At 65.8% G+C, this 3,546-nt stretch carries 3 protein-coding genes and 1 pseudogene; 2 read left to right on the plus strand and 2 right to left on the minus strand.

Going from position 1 to position 3,546, the window contains the following annotated elements:
• Positions 1–21 precede the first annotated feature (21 nt).
• Both H8A95_RS42130 and H8A95_RS42135 read right to left on the minus strand, forming a co-directional pair.
• Positions 22–1,005: a multicopper oxidase family protein gene (locus H8A95_RS42130; RefSeq protein WP_229188323.1), complete on the minus strand. Its 984-nt coding sequence runs from the start codon at positions 1,003–1,005 to the stop codon at positions 22–24.
• A 518-nt stretch (positions 1,006–1,523) separates the two neighbouring features.
• Positions 1,524–1,979, minus strand: coding sequence for a hypothetical protein (locus tag H8A95_RS42135; protein WP_229188324.1), 456 nt, complete (start codon positions 1,977–1,979; stop codon positions 1,524–1,526).
• Positions 1,980–2,049: 70 nt separating this feature from the next.
• Here H8A95_RS42135 and H8A95_RS42140 point away from each other — a divergent pair, with 70 nt between their 5' ends.
• Together H8A95_RS42140 and H8A95_RS42145 are read left to right on the plus strand one after the other, a co-directional pair.
• A complete protein-coding gene (locus H8A95_RS42140) occupies positions 2,050–2,835 on the plus strand; it encodes an ATP12 family chaperone protein (RefSeq protein ID WP_229188325.1) in 786 nt (261 codons plus the stop codon).
• 64 nt (positions 2,836–2,899) lie between these two features.
• A pseudogene (locus H8A95_RS42145) lies at positions 2,900–3,546 on the plus strand (flagellar hook-length control protein FliK); the annotation flags it as partial.

Raw genomic sequence — 3,546 nt, forward strand, 5'->3', positions numbered from 1 at the left:
GTCCGGTGTCGACCGCGCGCGTCACCAGCAAGGCCGACGCGCCGCCGGCGGTCCTTCGACGATGAACTCGGCGCGCGAGCCCGGCGGCAGGCCGATATGGTTGACCCATTGCACGGACGGCGACGGGCTGCCGTGGAATTGCAGCGGCACGCCGTCGAGGGCGACGATGCCGATCTGCTGCGGCGTACGGCCGACCAGCAAAGCGAGATTGAGATAGGTGATCGCGGAGGCGTTCAGCACGCGCCAGAGCTGCCGCTCGCCCGGCTTCATCGTGAGCCTGGCCGGCAGATAGTTCGGATAGGGCACCGGCACGAAGTTGACCGAGAGATCCTTCGACGGTTTGCCGAAGCCGGTGCCGGAATTGGCGACGTCGCCATCATTGTCGAGCTGGCTCTTGGTCATGACCGGTTCGGATTTCGACGGCGGGGCGTCGGGATTGACGAGATCCTGGTCGCGGATGACCAGCACGCGCTCGGGCAGTCCCGCGAGCTGCGGATCGGCGCGCTCGATGCCCTCGATGATCAGCGCGCCGGAGGCGCCGCCGAGCACCTGCGTCTTGCTGAAGCCGTGCAGATGCGGGTGATACCAATAGAGCCCGGGTGGCGCGTCGTCCGGAATCCGCAGGCGATACTCGAACGGCGGATCGTCGGGCTGGATCGAGGTTTTCAGCACATCATCCTGGTGGCAGACCGGCGGCACAGTTAGTCCGTGGAAGTGCAGATTGGTCGAGATCGGCGTCATCGCGCCGCTCGCGCAAGCGTCGACTTTCGGCCTGGTCGTGCAGATCGGCGCGCCGGCGAGCGGCTTGTCGATCGCGGGCGTTGCCGTATCGAGGTCGACGAGGTCGTTCTTGAAATGGATGACCAGCTGATCGCCCGGCTTCAACCGCAATGTCGGTGACGGCTTGCCGTCCGACGTGAGATAGCAGTAGCGGCTTGTTCCATCCGGCAGCTTCTCATCGTGGACACTGAGATCGGTTTCGAGCACGCCGTCGCGGCTGCGCAACTCGCCGGGCTCCCCGATCGCGCTTCCGGGCTCGGGCCGCGCACAAAAGTCTCGTTGCGTTTGCGGCGCATCCCGCAAGCCCGTTGCACCGAGCCAGGCCGTCATGCCGCTCACGGCAAGCCCGAGGCAAGCCGCGGCGATGACACAACAAACGGTCGAAAGTCGTCGCGCCACGCCGCCCCGCTTATACGCCGCCACGCGCGCGCAAGCGCGCGACCGGCGTCACACGTGACGTCAGTCCACGTCTTGCGACCGCAACGGTCGGCAAATGCTTCTGTTTGGTATCTCGACGCTAGTCGCGCGTTGTTGCCGAAATCTGGCAGGTTTTTAACACGCAGATGACAGCAATTTGCGGCACTTCGACGCACAGCGCGGGCGGGATGTTCAAACCTGCTGAGCGATCAATCGGATGGACCATTCACGGACTGCATTGTGGAGGAAGCAGGATGCGCAGGCAATCGTCAGATATTTTTTCGGTGTCGCCGATCCTGTCATGTGCCGTCGTGTCGAGGGCGACATCAACGCCTGAACTGCACCAGAAACATCCGCAATGAATCGTGCGGGCTCTCGACGTCCGCAATCACCCAGCCGTCGGGGCCATTGACGACGATGAAGTTGAGGGTGACCGCGCGGCCCTCATTGTCGAACGTCACTGTCACATCGGTCTTGTCGAATTGCCGGCGCGGGATTGCGATCGAGATCGGGCCGATCCGCCAGGTCGGGCTCTGCACCAGGAAATCGTAGGGTGCGTCGTACAGGGCGATCCAGGCGCCGCGCAGGCTGGAATCGAAGAATTGCCGCGCCGTTTCCTCGTCACGCGGCAGGCCATTCGAAAATGCGGCGCTGCCTTTGCCATAATGGGCGTAGACGTTGCGGATCAGTGATTCCGGTGTGCGGAACCCGGCGTTGGCGGCGGCAGCCCAGAAGGCCGCCGCAGCCAGCGAAAAACCCGCGAGAAATTTGCCGCGTTCCATCAGCTTTATTTGCCGCTGCCCCTGGCATATCTTGCAGGGAAATCCTTTGAAACGAAAGCCGGCCGGCGCGATGCGTGAACTCTTCGATGACGTCCCAGACCAATCTCCGCTCGATCCGCAGGAGGCGGTGCGGCGCCATATTCGCACGCCGCAGCGCAAGCGCTTCTACACCAGCGCCGGCGTCGCCGATGCCGATGGCGGATTTTCGATCACACTCGACGGCAAGCAGATCCGCTCGCCGTCCGGCAAGCCGGTCGTGGTGCCGACGCGCGCGATTGCGGATGGGGTCGCGGCGGAATGGAATGCGCAGGGCGAGACCATCGATCCCGTGACCATGCCGCTGACGCGGCTTGCCAATAGCGTGATCGAGGGGGTGATCGATCGCGTCGACGAGGTGGCCGAGGATGCCGCAAAATTCCTCGGCAGCGACCTGCTGTTCTATCGCGCCGGCCACCCCGAGACGCTGGTGGCGCGCGAGGCCCAGCATTGGGACCCGATCCTGTTCTGGGCCGCCGACGCGCTCGGGGCCCATTTCGTGATGGCCGAGGGGGTCATGCATGTCGGCCAGCCCGAGCCCGCCATCAAGGCGGCACGTGCGGCATTCCCGACCGACCCGTGGTCGGTCGCGGCGCTCCATGTGGTGACGACGCTGACCGGCTCGGCGCTGCTGGCGCTGGCGCTGGCGCACGGCGTGCGCGACGAGGATCAGATCTGGGCCGCCGCCCATGTCGACGAGGACTGGAATATCGAGAAATGGGGCGTCGACGAGGAGGTGGCCGCGCGACGTGCCGCCCGGCAGGTCGATTTCAAGGCCGCCGCCGGCATTCTCAAGGAGTTCAGGCCGGCTGCCGGTTAACGAGACCTTTACGGCGCCGGGCTAGCCTGCGGGCCGATCCCGCCGCCTGGCCGAGACCTCCGACATGGCTGTTGCCGTCAATCCCGTGCTGCCGGTGCTCGCCTCGAACGAGGCGGGCAGTGTTGCGCCAGACCTCACGCTCGAGGCGGGCAGCATCGTCAGCGCGCAGGTCCTCAAGGTGCTGTCCGCCGACCTGGTGCGGATCGCGATTGCGAGCCTGTCGGTCGACGTCCAGACCGAGGTGCCGCTGCAGCAGGGCCAGAACCTGCAGCTCGCGGTGTCGCAGACCAATGACGGCATCCGCCTGCAACTGGTTGGACCGGGCGCGGACACCGGCGATGCGGTGCAATTGTCGCCGGCGGCGACCGACGCAACTTCGGTAGCTCAGCCTGCAGCCACGGCGACGAAGGTTGCACTGACGCCGCTGGAGCGCGTCACCATCACCGCGACGGCGCAGACTGCGGCAGCGGTGCAGGGCAGCCAGGCGCCGCTGTTTGCCAATCTCACGGCGGTCGCGACAGCCAATTTGCCGCCAAAGTTACAGGCCGCGATCGCGCAGGTGCTGGCGCAGCAGACCGGCCTCGACGGGACTTTGAGCGGCGATGCCGTCAAGGCGGGCTTCCAGAAATCCGGCCTGCTGCTGGAGGCGACGCTCGCTGCGGGCGTTGCGCCCGTGAGCGGCAGCGCGCCCGACCTGAAGGCCGCGCTGAT

The sequence above is a fragment of the Bradyrhizobium oropedii genome (genome assembly GCF_020889685.1).
Classification (GTDB): Bacteria; Pseudomonadota; Alphaproteobacteria; order Rhizobiales; family Xanthobacteraceae; genus Bradyrhizobium; species Bradyrhizobium oropedii.